This window comes from Pseudomonas sp. NPDC088444, assembly GCF_044900175.1.
Lineage (GTDB): Bacteria > Pseudomonadota > Gammaproteobacteria > Pseudomonadales > Pseudomonadaceae > Aquipseudomonas.
In genome coordinates this window covers 368,775-384,038 of record NZ_JBJDNK010000001.1, presented here as the reverse complement: position 1 = coordinate 384,038, position 15,264 = coordinate 368,775, and the positions used below count along the sequence as shown (strand labels likewise).

At 59.0% G+C, this 15,264-nt stretch carries 15 protein-coding genes; 3 read left to right on the top strand and 12 right to left on the bottom strand.

Going from position 1 to position 15,264, the window contains the following annotated elements; translation table 11 throughout:
* Positions 1-17: 17 nt before the first annotated feature.
* Complete coding sequence (locus ACI2KB_RS01970) at positions 18-776, bottom strand: hypothetical protein (RefSeq protein ID WP_404630865.1); 759 nt, start codon at positions 774-776, stop codon at positions 18-20.
* 277 nt (positions 777-1,053) lie between these two features.
* On the opposite strand from ACI2KB_RS01970, the gene ACI2KB_RS01965 reads away from it, so the two are divergent.
* A complete protein-coding gene (locus tag ACI2KB_RS01965; protein WP_404630863.1) occupies positions 1,054-1,347 on the top strand; it encodes a hypothetical protein in 294 nt (97 codons plus the stop codon).
* Positions 1,348-1,394: 47 nt separating this feature from the next.
* Here the strand turns inward: ACI2KB_RS01965 and ACI2KB_RS01960 are convergent, their stop codons facing one another.
* From ACI2KB_RS01960 to puuE, 7 genes are all read right to left on the bottom strand, one after another.
* Positions 1,395-2,183, bottom strand: coding sequence for an outer membrane protein OmpK (locus tag ACI2KB_RS01960; protein WP_404630861.1), 789 nt, complete (start codon positions 2,181-2,183; stop codon positions 1,395-1,397).
* A 359-nt stretch (positions 2,184-2,542) separates the two neighbouring features.
* Positions 2,543-3,898: a nucleobase:cation symporter-2 family protein gene (locus ACI2KB_RS01955; RefSeq protein ID WP_404630859.1), complete on the bottom strand. Its 1,356-nt coding sequence runs from the start codon at positions 3,896-3,898 to the stop codon at positions 2,543-2,545.
* A gap of 217 nt (positions 3,899-4,115) precedes the next feature.
* Complete coding sequence (locus ACI2KB_RS01950) at positions 4,116-5,408, bottom strand: urate hydroxylase PuuD (protein ID WP_404630857.1); 1,293 nt, start codon at positions 5,406-5,408, stop codon at positions 4,116-4,118.
* A 50-nt stretch (positions 5,409-5,458) separates the two neighbouring features.
* Positions 5,459-5,959 (bottom strand): ureidoglycolate lyase, encoded by a 501-nt coding sequence (locus ACI2KB_RS01945; protein ID WP_404630855.1) that lies wholly within the window; start codon positions 5,957-5,959, stop codon positions 5,459-5,461.
* A gap of 194 nt (positions 5,960-6,153) precedes the next feature.
* On the bottom strand, positions 6,154-7,149 hold the full coding sequence (gene alc / locus ACI2KB_RS01940; RefSeq protein ID WP_404630853.1) for an allantoicase: 996 nt from the start codon (positions 7,147-7,149) through the stop codon (positions 6,154-6,156).
* Between the two features lie 42 nt (positions 7,150-7,191).
* Positions 7,192-7,707: a 2-oxo-4-hydroxy-4-carboxy-5-ureidoimidazoline decarboxylase gene (gene uraD, locus ACI2KB_RS01935; protein WP_404630851.1), complete on the bottom strand. Its 516-nt coding sequence runs from the start codon at positions 7,705-7,707 to the stop codon at positions 7,192-7,194.
* The gene (gene puuE / locus ACI2KB_RS01930; RefSeq protein WP_404630849.1) at positions 7,704-8,630 is read right to left on the bottom strand and encodes an allantoinase PuuE; all 927 of its coding nucleotides are present in this window, start codon (positions 8,628-8,630) and stop codon (positions 7,704-7,706) included. The genes uraD and puuE overlap by 4 nt, the downstream gene beginning before the upstream one ends.
* A 380-nt stretch (positions 8,631-9,010) precedes the next feature.
* Between puuE and uraH the strand changes: the two genes are divergently transcribed.
* Positions 9,011-9,364 (top strand): hydroxyisourate hydrolase, encoded by a 354-nt coding sequence (uraH, locus tag ACI2KB_RS01925; protein ID WP_404630847.1) that lies wholly within the window; start codon positions 9,011-9,013, stop codon positions 9,362-9,364.
* 195 nt (positions 9,365-9,559) lie between these two features.
* Here uraH and ACI2KB_RS01920 read toward each other — a convergent pair whose 3' ends face one another.
* Positions 9,560-10,186, bottom strand: coding sequence for a LysE family translocator (locus tag ACI2KB_RS01920; RefSeq protein ID WP_404630845.1), 627 nt, complete (start codon positions 10,184-10,186; stop codon positions 9,560-9,562).
* A gap of 180 nt (positions 10,187-10,366) precedes the next feature.
* On the bottom strand, positions 10,367-11,698 hold the full coding sequence (locus ACI2KB_RS01915) for an NCS2 family permease (RefSeq protein WP_404631715.1): 1,332 nt from the start codon (positions 11,696-11,698) through the stop codon (positions 10,367-10,369).
* Positions 11,699-12,072: 374 nt separating this feature from the next.
* Here ACI2KB_RS01915 and ACI2KB_RS01910 point away from each other — a divergent pair, with 374 nt between their 5' ends.
* Positions 12,073-12,837: a GntR family transcriptional regulator gene (locus tag ACI2KB_RS01910; protein ID WP_404630843.1), complete on the top strand. Its 765-nt coding sequence runs from the start codon at positions 12,073-12,075 to the stop codon at positions 12,835-12,837.
* A gap of 175 nt (positions 12,838-13,012) precedes the next feature.
* Here the strand turns inward: ACI2KB_RS01910 and guaD are convergent, their stop codons facing one another.
* Positions 13,013-14,317 (bottom strand): guanine deaminase, encoded by a 1,305-nt coding sequence (gene guaD, locus ACI2KB_RS01905; RefSeq protein WP_404630841.1) that lies wholly within the window; start codon positions 14,315-14,317, stop codon positions 13,013-13,015.
* A 24-nt stretch (positions 14,318-14,341) separates the two neighbouring features.
* Positions 14,342-15,178: a xanthine dehydrogenase accessory protein XdhC gene (gene xdhC, locus ACI2KB_RS01900; RefSeq protein ID WP_404630839.1), complete on the bottom strand. Its 837-nt coding sequence runs from the start codon at positions 15,176-15,178 to the stop codon at positions 14,342-14,344.
* Positions 15,179-15,264: the final 86 nt, after the last annotated feature.

Below are 15,264 nucleotides of genomic sequence, written 5' to 3'. Positions count from 1 at the left end.
TGGGCGAAGCGTGCTGATCAATTCTCTGCGATTTCTCCATAAGCCGTTTCTGGCTTGCGGTTGTAGTACGCCGCCATGCCCACCAGCACCACCAGAATGCTCAGCAGTACCAGCGATGAACCCACCGTGCCGAAGTCCAGGCCGCCTTTTTCGTAGGGTTTGGTCAGCACGTCGCCCAGCGTCGCGCCGAACGGCCGTGTCAGGACAAAGGCGATCCAGAACAGCGCCACTGACGACAGGCGCGTGGTGTAGTGCAACAGTGCAACCACGGCGATGGCGGTGCCGATCAGCGAGGCGCCGCCCATGAAGCCCAGCCCCGAGTCGTCGGCCAGGAAGTCACCCAATGCGGTGCCCAGCGTGTTGGAAAACAGAATCGCGAACCAATAGAACAACTCTGCCTTGAGCGTGGTCACGCGGGTCACCGACAAGGATTTTTCGCTCAGGTACCAGACGCTGAAAATCGCCAACAGAATGGCCACCAGAATCGCTGAACCTGCGGCATAGCCCAACCCCAGCGTACGGTCCATGAAATCCGACATCGTGGTGCCTGCGGTGCTTGTCGACAAAATCACGATCCAGTACAGCACAGGGTTATAGCGTTTTGACGCCAGTTGCGTGATCAGCGTGACGACGAACACGCTGATCAGGATCAGCGAACTCATCAAATAGCCGACATCCAGCGTCATCGACAGCAAGTCACCCGCCGTTTCGCCCAGTGTCGTGGCGCATATTTTCATGACCCAGAACGCAAGCGTGATCTGTGGAAGTTTATTCATTGTTAATACCCGCAAAGGTCGACAGCGTTTCAAGAATGCCCGCCAGCCAATGGCTGACGATGCCGCATGATCGGGGGGCGGGTGTTAAAAATAGGTCGTACGAACATGAAAACCCCATGAAAGAACAGATGCGTTCAACCGCGCCTTACAGTTCCAGACCAAGGGCATTCATTACGCGGGCGTGGGGTGTAAACTGACCGACGGCTTTCCAAGGACCGGAGCGCCACGTCACGACCGAAGATATAAAAAAGGAGATAGACCGATGCATGGATATGGCATGTCCGGTGATTTATTACACTTGGCGTTTTATTTACTGACCATCGTCGCCTGGTTGTACTTGTGGCTGGTCTGTTTGTTCAACGCAAAGATGTCGCTCAAGCGCAAGTTGGGCACGCATGCGTTGTTGATCTGCGCGCTGGGTGTGCCGAGTCTGGCGACCGTGATGGTGGGCGGAGCGTTTTTGTTATTCGGGCTGGAATATCTTTTGTGGAGTCTGGCGGTCGTCGGCGTCGGGATGCCGATTGTGGGGGCCAGGCTGGTGAGCAAGGATCTCTCTGTAGAAACCCGCTGAAAAGCCGCATTTGCGGCGTGGGTAGTTGATACCCACGCCGCTCATGATCAGAAGAACACCTTCACCAACAGGCTCGCCGTGTTCTGGTCAGTATCGAAGTAACGAGTGTCATTGATCCCGTACTTGTTGGTCCAGTAGTCATACTCGATACCCACGTACAGTTGCTTCTCCGGCAGACTCATCGCTTTGCCCAGGTCATATTTGATCTGGGGGTTGAAGTGCAGGTTGGAGTGGTAGTCGCCTTTGGTGTTGGACTGTTTGTTGTCCACGACCCAGTCCATGAAACCGTCGATCAGGATGTCCGACTTGCCCACCGGGATGGTGTACGACCAGACCGGGGTGATCTGCCAGGCGCCGTAACCGGCACGGTGGCCATCGTTGTAGCGCTTGTAGAAGTTCAACTGGAAATAGTCAAAGCCGGGAATGTCCAGGTCGAAGCCCGGGCCGATCAGGGTGGACTCGACATCACCTTCGCCGAATTCGTAAGTGCCTGCCAGCAGCACGTCCTTGATCGGGCCGAGTTCAAACTTGCGGTCGAAAATCTTGCCCATCGACAGGCGAGGAGAGAATTCGCCGTACAGGGTGTTGTTGCCCACGCCCGCATCTTTCTTGCCGTTGTAGAAGATGTTGTCGACGAACAGGAAGTTGTCGCCGTATTTCCAGCTGTCCGCGTGTTCGAAGGTGAACGTTTGCTGAATTTCCGGGTTCACGGCGAAGTTTTTGCCGTAGAGGTAGGTCAGGCTGTTGCTCTGCCATTGCAGCAAATCGCCGGACATTGCCGGGGCGGCGGCCAGCAGACTACCTGCGGCCAAAAGGCTGGAAAGCGTGCGGTTCATTTGTTTACTCCCTTCGTTAAAAGTCGTTGTTTCTGGTGGTTGACGCTCTGTCGTGGCGTCTTCTTTTTTGCTGATTTAGTTGTCCATTTGGTCAACTTGTTACGCACAGCAAGACCTGCGCCAAGACCCTGAAAAAAGACAAAAAAGTCTCGTCAGTTGTCGTGAAAACAACCGATAACGGAATTTTTCGTTGCCTTTTCGAGGTCGCAGGCGCTGATCGGTTTGTTGTCCGGTCAGTCAGATTATGAATGGTTGTTGTCGAGCACTGAATTCGAGCGGCGGCGGAGGATACTGACTCACGCCGTCGCCCTCAAGTGCTCTGCGACAGAGCACCCGAGTCGAAAACAGGGCAGCGTTGATTAATGCGAGTGCAGCGGCCCGGCCATGGCCGCGCGTTCGGCCCCGCCGAGTACGTTGAACAGCAGGTTCAACAGCACCGCGCTGAGGGTTGCCATGGCGATACCGCTGTGGGTGATGGGCCCCATCCAGTGGGGTAATTGGCTGAAAAACTCCGGACGCACCACCGGGATCAGGCCCATGCCGGTGCTCACGGCGACCAGCAATTGGTTGCGGCGGTCGGAGATATCGGCTTCCTGCAAGATCTTGATGCCTGTCGCCGCGACCATGCCAAACATCGCGATAGCGGCGCCCCCCAAAACGGCGGGCGGAATCGAGGCCACCAGATACGCTGCTTTCGGCAGCAGGCTCAGCAGCACCAGAAAGCCACCGGCGACCATGGTCACCGAACGGCAGCGCACGCCGGTCATTTGCACCAGGCCAATGTTCTGGGCGAACGAGGAATGGGTGAAGGTGTTAAAGAAGCCTGCGACGAACGAGGCCGCGGCATCGCACAGCAGGCCCCGGCGCAGCATGCCTGGCGTGACTTCACGATCGGTAATCTTGCCCAGCGCCAGGAACATCCCGGTGGACTCGACAAAGATGATCACCACCACCAGGCACATCGAGAGGATCGGCGCGAGGCTGAAGGTCGGCATGCCGAAATGCAGCGGGGTGACGACTTTGACCCAGTCGGCCTGCGCCAGACCGCTCAGGTCTACCATGCCGATGAAGCCCGACAGAATGTAGCCCAGCCCCATGCCAATCAGCACCGAAATGTTGACCCAGAAGCCGCGCATGAAGCGGTTGATCAGAAGGATGGTCAGCAGCACCAGCGCCGCGACGCCCAGGTACAGCGGGTCGCCGAAGCTTGAGGCCTTACTGCCGCCACCGGCCCAATTTACCGCCACCGGGAACAGTGACAGGCCGATGGACGTGATGACAGTGCCGGTCACCAGCGGTGGGAAAAAACGCACGATTTTCGACATGAACGGCGCGATCAGCATGCCGAAGAAACCGGCAGCGATGGTCGCACCGAAGATCCCCGGCAGGCCGACGCCGGGCATGCCCGCCATGGCGACCATGCTGCCGACCGCGGCAAAGCTGGCGCCCATCATGATCGGCATGCGAATGCCCAACGGGCCGATGCCGAATGACTGCACCACGGTGGCGATGCCTGCGACGAGCAGGTCGGCATTGATCAGAAAGGCGATTTCTTCACGGGAGAGGCCAGCGGCCTGGCCGATGATCAGCGGCACCGCAACGGCACCCCCGTACATCAACAGGACGTGTTGCAGGCCTACCAGAATCAGTTGCATCAAGGGCAGGGGCTGTCGTGGTGGCGCAGCAGGGATGCGCGCGTGAGTTGACTCGGACATGCAACACCTCATTGTTCTTATTGTTGAGTACGCCCGTTGCGGCTGGGCGGTGAAACGTGTGAATCAGGTAAAGCTGTTGCGGTCCCCTGTGGGAGCCGGCTTGCTGGCGAATGGGGTCTATCTGACACAGGGTTGTCGACTGACACACCGCTTTCGCCAGTAAGCCGGCTCCCACAGGAGTTGGGTCCATCAGGGGCATCAGCGACACCCCGTCACATCAGTTCGTCTGCGCCCCTTTATCAATCCACTGCCCCAACAGATCACGTTCCTGTTGGGTCATCTGGGTGATGTTGCCCAGCGGCATGATCTGCGCAGTGACGGCCTGGGCCTGGATGCGCGGGGCCAGTTGCTGGATCTGTTGCGGGGTGTCGAACATGATCCCGGCCGGTGCGCTGCTGAACAGTGGGCTGGTTGGTTTTGCCGAGTGGCAGACCGCGCAGCGCTCTTGAATCACGCTGTGAACCTTCCCGAAATCCACGCCACCGGCATTGCTGGCCTGGGCAGGTGCAGCGGCAGGAGCTTTTTCCGGCTGAGGTTCATCAGCGCGATGGCCACCAATAGCGGTCGCTGGCAACGGCTGGTACTGGATCTTTGCCACGTCAGGGCCGTTGTTCAGTTGCGCAGGACCTGTGACGTACGCCAGGCAGATCATGCCCAACGCACCAACCGGCAATGCCCAGGCGAACTTGTTGCTGTCGTGACGGGTGTTGAAATAGTGACGCACCACCACTGCACACACCGCGATGCCCGCCAGAATCAGCCAGTTGTACTGGCTGCCGTAGGTGCTCGGGAAGTGGTTGCTGATCATGATGAACAGCACCGGCAGGGTGAAGTAGTTGTTGTGGCGGGAACGCAACAGGCCTTTGGCGGGCAGCGTCGGGTCTGGCGTGCGGTTCTGCTCGATGGCTGCCACCAGCGCGCGCTGGGCAGGCATGATGATGCGGAACACGTTACCGACCATGATCGTGCCCATGATCGCGCCGGTGTGCAGATAGGCACCGCGACCGCTGAACACCTGAGTGAAGCCATAGCACGCGCCGATGATCAGCACGAACAATACCAGACCCAGCAGACCAGGACGTTTGCCCAGGGGCGAATCGCACAGCACGTCGTAAATGAACCAACTGGCGATCAGCGCGCCGACACCGATGGCGATGCCTTCAGCGCCGCTCAGGCTGCTGCCCGGAGCCAGCAGGTAAAGGGTCGGGTTGGAGTAGAACACGATGCACAGCAGCACGATGCCCGACATCCAGGTCCAGTAGGCTTCCCATTTGAACCAGTGCAGGTTGTCCGGCATCTTGGGCGGCGCCAGTTTGTATTTTTCCAGGTGGTAGATACCGCCACCGTGGATCGCCCACAAGTCACCGGACAGGCCGTCGCGGGGGTTAGCGCGGTTGAGGTTGTTCTCCAGCCAGACAAAGTAAAAGGATGCGCCGATCCAGGCGATCCCGACGATCATGTGAATCCAGCGCACGCCCAGATTCAGCCATTCCATCAGATGTGCAGCCACAGTCTTTACCGTTCGCTTGTCCCTCTTGCCGGAGGGATAAGCCCTTCTTATTAGTGGGGATCGAGAATCATCTTCTGACTCTCTTCGAAGAAATGCTCATCGCAGTTATGGCCACTGCCACTGCGATCAACCACCAGGAAGTCATCCCGCTTTTCGATCGTCAGCACCGGGTGGTGCCAGACGCCGCGATGGTAATTAACACCCTGCCTGCCATTGGTGATGAAGGCACGGGTCAGCTCTGGTTCAGGTACATCGCCAAATGGCGCGACCACGACCAGAAAAGGGTTGCCGAGCAGCGGAATGAACGCCTGGCTGCCCAGCGGATGGCGTTCCAGCATGCTCACGGTGAGCGGCATGTCTTGCGCGTCGGCGCGGAAGATGCTGATGATCGCGCTGTCGTCCGGCATGGCCGTTTCGACGGTCGCCAGCTTGTGAAAGCGCATGGTCGAGCCGTTGTTGATCATGAAATGATCGCTGCCATCGGTTTCGATGACATCACCGAAAGGGGCGAAGGCTTCTTTGGTCAACGGCTCGATAATCAGTTTGCGCATGCGGGTTCTTCTGTTCTCAGGTTCAAGATTCATGTGCGTCAGGCCCAATCACGGATCCGGGGTCTGACACATTTCCTGTGGGAGCCGGCTTGCTGGCGAATGCGCCTTACCAGACACCGATGTGTTGAATGACACACCGCCTTCGCCAGCAAGCCGGCTCCCACAGGGTTCATCATCGGCCAGTCACGCCTGCGTTATTTCGCAACCTTACCCAACACACGCAAACGGCTCACGCCGCCATCCGGGAACACGTTCAGGCGGATGTGGGTAATCGGGCCGAGCGCCTTGATCTGCTCGACGAAGGTGTGTTCAGCGTGCATCTCCAGCTTCTGGCTCGGCAGCAGTTCGCGCCAGAACAGGCTCTGGGTTTCGATCTGGCTGTCGGTGCCGCCTTTGACGAACGCGCCCTGGATCGAGCAGCTGTCCGGGTAGTTGCCTTTGAAGTGCAGGGTATCGACGACGATCTGCTCGACTTCACCGGCATGGCCCAGCGCTACGATTACCCAGTCATTGCCAGGGGTGCGGCGGCGTGCAGTTTCCCAACCATCGCCCATGTTTACGCCACGGCCCGGGTTGAGGATGTTGCTCATGCGCCCGAAGTGCTCGTCGGAGCAGGCCAGTGCGCGACCCCCGTTCAGGGCGGCGGCCAGGTCCACTTGCTCGTTGTCACCCACGGCCGACCAGTCACGATGCGGCACGCCGTACACGCGCAGACGCGCCACGCCGCCGTCCGGGTAGATGTTGAAGCGCAGATGGCTGTAAGCCTGAGTGTCGCTGATTTCGTGGTAGTGGTGGCTGTCGCCTTTCAACTCGACGGCCGGCAGCACTTCGGTCCACACGGTGTTTTCGTCCGGCTCGCCCGAGGCCAGGAAGCAGGCTTCCAGCGAGGCCGATGGCGGGTAGTTGCCGGTGAAATAAGAGGTGTCGATGTCCACGCCCTTGATCGAACCGGCTACGCCCAGACGGATCACGGCGCTGTCATAACCTTCGAAACGCTTGCGGCGCGATTCCCAGCCGTCCATCCATTTGCCGTTGTCGTCGAACACGCCTTCTTTCCACACCGCCGGGGTCGGCTGAAAAAGGCGGTTGGCGTCGGCGAACCAGTCATCGGTCACGGACAGGATTTTGGTGCCCAGACGGGCGTCGGCCAGGTTGACGAATTTTTCGAAGGGTACGGCGTAAGCTTTCATTCTTTTTGTCTGCCTTGAGTAATGGGCGTGGGAGAAGGTCGGTCAGAGGGCTTGCAATCGGAACATCGCGATCTTGTTGATCTCGGCCAGGGCGCAGGCGAACTCGGTCTCGACCGAGTTGTGAATGCGCGTCTCGAAGGCCGCGAGGATCTGATGCCGATTGCTGCCTTTCACCGCCATGATGAAGGGGAACTTGAACTTCGCCTTGTAGGCGTCGTTCAGCTCGGTGAAGCGTGCAAACTCTTCAGCCGTGCATTGGTGGATACCGGCGCCAGCCTGTTCGTTGGTGCTGGCTTCGGTCAGTTGGCCTTGCACGGCGGCTTTGCCGGCAAGATCCGGGTGAGCGTTGATCAGCGCCAGTTGCGAGGCGTGATCGGCGCTCAACAGGATGTCGCTCATACGGGCGTGCAGGACGTCGATGTCGTCAATGTCGCTGCCTTGCCCAAGGTCGTAGGCTTTTTCAGCGACCCAGGGCGAATGCTCGTAGATGTCGGCGAAGGCTTTGACAAAGGCTTCGCGGCTCATGGATGACGGAGTCAGGGTCTGAAAGCGGCTCACTTGGCATCTCCATTGAACGGGTGCACGTCATGCCAGTGGCGCGCGATTTCGACGCGGCGGGCGAACCACACCTGCTCGTGACCTTTGACGTATTCCAGAAAGCGTTGCAGCGAGGCCAGACGGGCAGGGCGGCCGATCAGACGGCAGTGCAGGCCGATGGAGAGCATTTTCGGCGCTTCGGCCCCTTCGGCGTAGAGCACGTCGAACGCGTCTTTCAGGTAGTCGAAGAAATCATCGCCCTTGTTGAAGCCTTGCACCTGGGTGAAGCGCATGTCGTTGGTGTCCAGCGTGTAGGGAATCACCAGATGCGGCTTGCCGGTGGGGGTGTTCGGCTCCCAGTAGGGCAGGTCATCGTCGTAGGTGTCGCAGTCGTAGAGGAAACCGCCTTCTTCCATCACCAGACGCCGGGTGTTCGGGCCGGTGCGCCCGGTGTACCAGCCCAGTGGCCGCTCGCCCGTCAGTTCGGTGAGGATGCGGATCGCTTCGAGCATGTGTTCGCGCTCTTGCGCCTCGTCCATGTTCTGGTAGTCGATCCAGCGGTAGCCGTGGCTGCAGATTTCATGACCCGCTTCGACCATCGCACGGATCACATCCGGGTGACGCTGAGCGGCCATGGCCACGGCGAAGATGGTCAGCGGGATGTCGAATTGCTTGAACAGCCTGAGAATGCGCCACACGCCCGCACGGCTGCCGTATTCATACAGCGACTCCATGCTCATGTTGCGTTGGCCTTGCAGCGGTTGCGCCGCCACCATCTCGGACAGGAAGGCTTCGGATTCCTTGTCGCCATGCAGAATGTTGCGCTCGCCGCCTTCTTCGTAGTTGAGTACGAACGACAACGCGATACGGGCATTGCCTGGCCAGTGTGGGTGGGGCGGGTTACTGCCGTAACCGATCAGGTCGCGTGGATAGTCGGCGCTCACTGCAATCTTCCTTATCTACGTGTTGTCTGTGGCGGTGGTCGATTCGAATCTGGCAGGGCCACCGCAGCGATGGATAGATTGTATACAACTTTATTTGCGATTTGTAAGCCTGTTTTTCGCTTTTCTGATGACGAACGTTACTGCAAGAAACTTGCCTGAGTGGTCAGAAACTATCGAAAAACTTCAATATTATCCGCTGCGCTCGCCATTTCAGGGGTTTCGCCAGAGACGCGGCCTTTGTGGTAAGAAAAATGATTTTTATTGTGTACAATTTTCTTTGAAAGTGTCTTAATTGCTCATTGCTCGCCCTTTTCAATGCCCCTTGGCACCGAAACAGTGCGACCTTCGAATCCAATCACCTAGCGAGGCTCCGACAAGCCATGGGAAGACTGACCACACACGTACTGGACGCCGCGCACGGCTGCCCCGGCAGTGACATTCGCATCGCCCTGTATCGGGTCGAGGGCGACCAGTTGGAAAAGATTGCCGAAACACAGACCAACAGCGATGGCCGTTGCGATGCTCCTTTGTTACAGGGCGATGATTACCGTTCGGGTGTCTACCAGTTGCAATTCAGCGCGGGCGACTATTACCGCGCCAAGGGCGTGAAGCTGGGCGATCAGGCATTTCTCGATGAAGTGGTGCTGCGTTTTGGCATCGACGGCAGTCAGGATCACTACCACGTGCCCCTGCTGATTTCGCCCTACAGCTACTCCACGTATCGCGGCAGCTAAGCGATACGCTTCATCGCTTTGCCCCTGTTCCTCTTGCCCGCCCCACACTGCGGGCTTTTTTTCGTCTGCTCAAGCGTGTCGCCTGGACATACGCATGGCACTTGTAGCAGTCCGGCTTGCCGGCGGTGGGTCAGCGGCACCTCTGTCACTGAGACACCGCCACCGCCGACAAGCCGGACTGCCACAGAGGAGGGATCAACGGCTGAGCAATGCAGCAGTCCCTGCGCCACCAAATAACCCGGCGCTGATGCGGTTGAACCAGCTCTGGCCCTTGCCGGTGCGCAAGTAGCGCGCGGCGGCCTGAGCGCTGAGGCCGTAGAACAATTTGCAGCCAAGGTCCAGGAGGGTCCAGGTGACGATCATGGTGATCAACTGGCTCAGAAACGGTTGGTCAGCCTTGAGGAACTGAGGCAGGAAAGCGGCGAAGAACAAGATGTCTTTCGGGTTGCTCCCGCCCAGCACGAAGGCCCGTCCGAACAACGAGGCGAATCCTGGGTTGCTTACGGCAGTAGGCACTTCGGCGCCGGTTGCGGGTTGGCGTGACTGCTTCCAGCTTTGCCAGGCGAGGTAGAACAGGTACAGACCACCGACGATTTTCAGCGCGCTGAACAGGTGTTCCGACGCCATCAGCAGGGCACCCAGCCCCAGCGCCGACGCGCTGAGCAGGCAGATCGACGCGCACACACCGCCGAGAAACGCCGGGTAGGCGCGCAGCAAGCCATAGTTGAGGCTGTTGCCGATCATCAGCAGCGAAAGCGGGCCGGGGATCAGGATCACCACCAGCGCCGCGCCGCTGAACAGCAGCCAGGTTTCCAGGGTCATGTTTTTCTCCTTTTCTGAAATGCCACAACGTCATCCAATGGATGACGTTGTGAACGGGTATGCGCAACAGCCTGTGGGAGCGAATTCATTCGCGATGCGGTTTGTCAGGCGACATCAATGTCGGATGTTCAGACGCCATCGCGAATGAATTCGCTCCCACAGGTGTGTCAACCTGATCGTTTACAGGAACACAAACTTGGCAATGAAGATCGCGCACAGCGCCCACAGGCTGACCGAAATCTCTTTATGGCGCCCCGTGCCTGCCTTGAGTACGACGTAAGTGATGAAGCCCAGCGCGATACCATCGGCGACCGAAAAGGTCAGCGGCATCATGATGGCCGTGACGATGGCCGGAATCGCGTCGGTGGCTTCTTCCCAGTCGATGTGCGCCATGCCACCCATCATCAGCATGGCCACGTAAATCAGCGCGCCTGCGGTGGCGTAGGCAGGAATCATGCCTGCCAGCGGGGCGAAGAACATCGCCGCGATGAACAAGATGCCAACGGTCACGGCGGTCAGACCCGTCCGACCGCCAGCAGCCACGCCGGACGCACTCTCTACATAACTGGTGACGGGCGGAACACCGACCATCGCACCCGCCACGCTCGACGCACTGTCCGCCTTGAGCGCACGAGACAGGTTCTCGATCCGGCCGTCGTCACGCACCAAACCGGCGCGCTGTGCCACACCCATGAGCGTCCCGGCGGTGTCGAACATGTGCACGAACAGGAACGCCAGCACCACGCTGATCATGCTGACGTTGAACACGCCCGCGATGTCCATCGCCATCCAGGTCGGCGCCAGACTCGGCGGCATGGAGAAAATGCCGTTGTAATGCACCAGCCCCAGACCCCAGCCCGCCAGCGTCACAGTGATGATGCTGATCAGGATCGCGCCAAACACACGGTGGTAGCTGAGCACCGCGATCATCAGAAAGCACACGGCGGCCAGCAGCGGGCCGGGTTCACGCAGCGAGCCAAGCTTGATCAGCGTGGCCGGGCTGTCCACCACGATGCCGGCGGTTTTCAAACCGATCAGGCCGAGGAACAGGCCCACTCCCGCACCCATCGCGAAACGCAGGCTCACTGGAATGCTGTTGAGCAGCCATTCGCGAATGCGTGAAAGGGTCAGGATCATGAAGATCACGCCCGAGATGAACACCGCGCCCAAGGCTGTTTGCCAGCTATAGCCCATGGTGCCGACCACGGTGTAGGTAAAGAACGCATTCAGTCCCATGCCGGGTGCCAGACCCACCGGCCAGTTGGCGTAGAGGCCCATCAACAGGCAACCCAGGGCGGCGGCGATGCAGGTGGCGACGAAGGCCGCACCGTGATCGATCCCGGCGTCGGCCATGATGTTGGGATTGACGAAGATGATGTAGGCCATGGTGATGAAGGTCGTGAGGCCTGCCAGCAGCTCGGTTCGGACGGTCGTGCCATGCAGGCTCAGCTTGAACAGGCGTTCGAGCAGACCGGTGCGTGAAGACCTGAGTTCGTTTTGAGTGGCATCCAGCGGCGCGGCTTCGGTTTTGCGACTTTCCACAGTGAAATCCTCGGGACGTTTTTGTTGTTTTTTTCAGAGCCGGTAACTGCTCTTTGTAGCGAGTCGACCGTCAGTTCAATTTGTTGACTGAAAGGTCAGGAACGTGCACGGGTGGATTATCCTTTTGTATACAAAAAATGCAAATAATGTTTTTGATTTTGTCGTGCGAAATTTGAGGATTGTGTGCATAACGCAAGGCTGAGCAGAAAAGTGTTCAGACGTTGCGCACTGTGTACAATGCGCCATTACTTTTACTGTGACTTTGCACTGATATCTGCTATTGCTTTTGTCATCCGCAGTCACGGTCACGGCGTCAATGCCGGATCCAGTTCTCACGAGTGCCCATGAACGATCAGTTGCAACCCCTCAAGAAACAGCCTCGCGCCGCCAAGGCAGGCCGCAGCGGCACCCAGGACGACATCGTCTACGCGCACATTTTCGAGGCCATTCTCGAACAGCGGCTGGCGCCCGGCACCAAGCTGAGCGAAGAGGCGTTGGGTGAGATTTTCGGCGTCAGCCGCACGATCATTCGCCGTGCGCTGTCGCGGCTGGCCCATGAAGGTGTTGTGCTGTTGCGCCCGAACCGTGGCGCCGTGGTGGCCAGTCCGAGTGTCGAGGAAGCGCGGCAAGTGTTCTTCGCCCGACGCATGGTCGAGAAGGCCATCACTGAGTTGGCGGTCGAGCACGCCACCACCGAACAGCTCAATGAACTGCGCAAGATGGTCAGCGACGAACGCGACAGTTTCTCTCGAGGGGATCGCGGAGCGGGTATTCGTCTGTCCGGCGAGTTCCACCTCAAGCTGGCGGAAGCGGCAAAGAACGCGCCGTTGGTGAGCTTCCAGCGCAGCCTGGTGTCGCAGACCTCGTTGATCATCGCCCAGTACGAAAGCGGCAATCGCTCGCACTGTTCCTACGATGAGCACACCCAGTTGATCGACGCCATCGAAGCCCGCGATGCGACGCTGGCGGTGAGCTTGATGATGCACCACATGGATCACATCGACAGCAAGCTCAACCTTGATGAAGAAAGCGCCTCGGACGATTTGCACGCGGTGTTCTCGCACCTGATGCTGCCGAAGAAAAAACCGGGGCGCAGCACGGCGGTTTGATGCCCTGGCGTTTTCGATTCTGGCCGTAGGCTGTGAGAACTGATCGTTCCCACGCTCTGCGTGGGTACGCATCCCGTGACGCTCTGCGTCACATTCAGCGGCGGACGCGGAGCGTCCATTTCGGCATTCCCACGCGGAGCGTGGGAACGATCATAAGAAGCAGAGATGCGTTGTATCAGCGCTTATGCACCAAAACCCCCGCCGAATACGTTTCGCTCACTGTCCGGTCATCCCCCAGCGTCATCAACACGAACAACTGCTCTTCGATGCTGGTCGCCTGTTTCATGCGATAGGACAGCAGCGGCGTGGCGTTGAAATCCAGCACCACGAAATCCGCTTCGGTGCCTGCATGCAGGTTGCCGATCTTGTCCTCCAGACGCAGCGCCCGTGCGCCGCCGAGCGTTGCCAGGTACAGCGATTTGAACGGGCTCAGCCTGGCGCCCTGAAGTTGCATCACTTTGTATGCTTCATTCAGCGTTTGCAGCAGCGAAAAACTCGTGCCGCCGCCGACGTCGGTGCCCAGTCCCACATTCACTTTGTGCTTTTCCGCCATCGGCAGGTTGAACAGGCCGCTGCCCAGGAACAAGTTGGAAGTCGGGCAGAAAGCGATGGCCGACCCGGTTTCCGACAGGCGCTGACATTCCTGATCACACAAATGTACGCCGTGGGCAAACACCGAGCGCTCGCCTAGCAGCTTGAAGTGGTCGTAGACGTCCAGGTAGTTCTTGCGCTCCGGGAACAGCGCTTTGACCCATTCGACTTCCTTCAGATTTTCACTGATGTGGGTCTGCATATAGAGGTCGGGGTATTCGCTCAGCAACTGACCGGCGAGTTGCAACTGTTTCGGGGTGCTGGTCGGTGCGAAGCGCGGCGTAACCGCGTAATGCAAGCGACCTTTGCCATGCCAGCGTTCGATCAGCGCCTTGCTGTCGACATAGCTCGATTCGGCGGTGTCCACCAGATAATCCGGGGCGTTGCGGTCCATCATCACCTTGCCTGCGATCATGCGCAGGTTGAGCTTTTCCGCTGCGGTAAAGAACGCATCCACTGACTCCTTGTGGCGGCTGCCGAACACCAGTGCGGTGGTGGTGCCGTTGCGCAGCAGTTCCTGAATGAAGATGTCGGACACCTCCGCTGCGTGGGCCGCATCGGCGAACTGGCTCTCCACGGGGAACGTGTAGGTGTTGAGCCAATCGAGCAGTTGCTCACCGAAAGAGCCGATCATGCCGGTCTGCGGCAAATGGATGTGGGTGTCGATGAAACCGGCGGTGATCAGCGCGTCTTCATAGGTCACCACCTCGACATCGCTGGTCAGCGTGCTCAGCAGGTCCTTGGCGTGGCCGACGACGCTGATCTTGCCATTCTCGACGATCATCAGGCCGTCTTCGAAATACTCGTAGGACGCCTCGATCACCACTTCAGCCGGGTCGGCGATGCTGTGAACGATGGCGGCGCGGTAGGCTTTTTTCTGTGGGGTCATGTTCACGTTTCGTTCTTTTGAAAATTAGGCCAGATTGCGGCGCGATACCGGCAGCAGCTTGGCAACGGGTTCAGAGGTCGAGCCTTGCTCACCGAAATTGACGTTGTACGTGGCGATCACTTCAGCGGCGACCGAGACAGCAATCTCGATCGGCAATTTGCCTTTCACTTCGGCCAGCCCCATCGGGCAACGCATGCGCTGCACCAGTGCCGGGTCGAAGCCACGATCACGCAGGCGGTGTTCGAATTTGGCGCGTTTGGTCTTTGAACCGATCAGGCCGAACCAGGTGAAGTCACCGCGTTTGAGGATCGCGGCGGTCAGCTCCAGATCCAGTTGGTGATTGTGGGTCATGACGATGCAGTAACTGCCGGGGGGCAGATTATCCACTTCATCGACGACTTCTTCGTTGACGATTTTGCTCACGCCTTCGGGCAGGTGCGCCGGGAATTCGGCCTCGCGCGAATCGATCCAGCGCACGCGGCAGGGCAAGCTGGCCAGCAGCGGTACCAGTGCGCGACCCACATGGCCTGCGCCAAACACGGCGATCTGCGCTTGCGGCTGGCCCATGGGTTCGAACAGCAGCACATTCACGCCGCCGCAGCATTGGCCCAGGCTGGCGCCGAGGCTGAAGCGCTCAAGGCGGGTTTGCTGGCTGCCACTGGCGAGCATCTCGCGAGCGATCTCCATGGCCTTGTATTCCAAATGGCCGCCGCCGATCGTGTCGTAGATCCGCTCGGCGCTGACCACCATCTTCGACCCCGCATTACGCGGCGTCGAGCCACGCTCTTCGATGATGGTCACCAGCACGCAGGCTTCACCCTGGGTTTGCAACTCGGCGAGGGCGCTGATCCAGTTGTTCATGGGGTTCTCCTGATCGAGTCAGACGATGATCGTACCCACGCTCTGCGTGGGCACGCCTCCTGTGACGCTCCGCGTCACGCCGGTTG

What these genes read in the sequence shown, in the direction of transcription:
- ACI2KB_RS01970 (WP_404630865.1), bottom strand. Translation starts at nt 776, where the DNA reads ATGAATAAACTTCCACAGATCACGCTTGCGTTCTGGGTCATGAAAATA.
- ACI2KB_RS01965 (WP_404630863.1), top strand. Translation starts at nt 1,054, where the DNA reads ATGTCCGGTGATTTATTACACTTGGCGTTTTATTTACTGACCATCGTC.
- ACI2KB_RS01960 (WP_404630861.1), bottom strand. Translation starts at nt 2,183, where the DNA reads ATGAACCGCACGCTTTCCAGCCTTTTGGCCGCAGGTAGTCTGCTGGCC.
- ACI2KB_RS01955 (WP_404630859.1), bottom strand. Translation starts at nt 3,898, where the DNA reads ATGTCCGAGTCAACTCACGCGCGCATCCCTGCTGCGCCACCACGACAG.
- ACI2KB_RS01945 (WP_404630855.1), bottom strand. Translation starts at nt 5,959, where the DNA reads ATGCGCAAACTGATTATCGAGCCGTTGACCAAAGAAGCCTTCGCCCCT.
- alc (WP_404630853.1), bottom strand. Translation starts at nt 7,149, where the DNA reads ATGAAAGCTTACGCCGTACCCTTCGAAAAATTCGTCAACCTGGCCGAC.
- uraH (WP_404630847.1), top strand. Translation starts at nt 9,011, where the DNA reads ATGGGAAGACTGACCACACACGTACTGGACGCCGCGCACGGCTGCCCC.
- ACI2KB_RS01920 (WP_404630845.1), bottom strand. Translation starts at nt 10,186, where the DNA reads ATGACCCTGGAAACCTGGCTGCTGTTCAGCGGCGCGGCGCTGGTGGTG.
- ACI2KB_RS01910 (WP_404630843.1), top strand. Translation starts at nt 12,073, where the DNA reads ATGAACGATCAGTTGCAACCCCTCAAGAAACAGCCTCGCGCCGCCAAG.
- guaD (WP_404630841.1), bottom strand. Translation starts at nt 14,317, where the DNA reads ATGACCCCACAGAAAAAAGCCTACCGCGCCGCCATCGTTCACAGCATC.
- xdhC (WP_404630839.1), bottom strand. Translation starts at nt 15,178, where the DNA reads ATGAACAACTGGATCAGCGCCCTCGCCGAGTTGCAAACCCAGGGTGAA.